Annotated in this window: 1 protein-coding gene; it reads right to left on the bottom strand. The window is 68.3% G+C overall.

Annotation, left to right across the window (positions count from 1 at the left end; genetic code table 11):
- Window positions 1-628: ATP-binding protein (locus tag HWY45_RS36315; protein ID WP_176118493.1), on the bottom strand; the 628-nt coding region annotated here is incomplete at both ends.

Genomic DNA, 628 nt, shown 5'->3' with positions numbered 1-628 from the left:
GCAAGCCCCAGCCCGCTCCCCCGGTTTTGCCCGCGGCGCGTATCGGTCGCGCGCCGGAACGCCTCGAACACGTGCGGCGCGAAATCCGCCGGAATGCCCGGGCCGTCGTCCTCGACCCGCAAGTGACAGGTTCCGTGCTCCAGCTGGGTCTGGATGCGGATCGCCCCCGGCACCGCATGCCGGCGGGCGTTTTCCAGCAGCGCGAGCAGCGCCTGCCGAATCCGCATCGGATCGCAGCACATCGGGCGATCGTCGAGATCCAGCACCAGATGCTGGCCTGCGGCCCTGAGCGCATCGCCGAACACCTCGACCACCGCCTTGACGTCGGCGGCAAGATCCGTGTCCTGCACCTCGAGATCCAGATGGCCGCTTTCCGCGAGACTGATCACGCGCAGATCCTCGATCAGCCGCGCAAGGCCTTCCACCTGGGTCAGCAGGCTGCGGAATTGCGTTTCATCCGGCGTAAACACGCCTTCGGCCAGCCCCTGCAGCCTGCCGCGCAGCACCGTGACCGGCGTGCGCAGCTCGTGCGCGATCGCGGCATTCCAGAACGCCTGCTCTTTGGTCACGCGCTGCAACTGGTCGGCGAGCGCGTTGAAATCGTCGGCGAGCAGCGCGGCTTCGCGCA

The organism is Burkholderia stagnalis, from assembly GCF_902830275.1.
Lineage (GTDB): Bacteria > Pseudomonadota > Gammaproteobacteria > Burkholderiales > Burkholderiaceae > Burkholderia > Burkholderia stagnalis.
The sequence above is the reverse complement of the archived record's forward strand: the minus strand, read 5'-3'. Positions and strand labels throughout refer to the sequence as shown.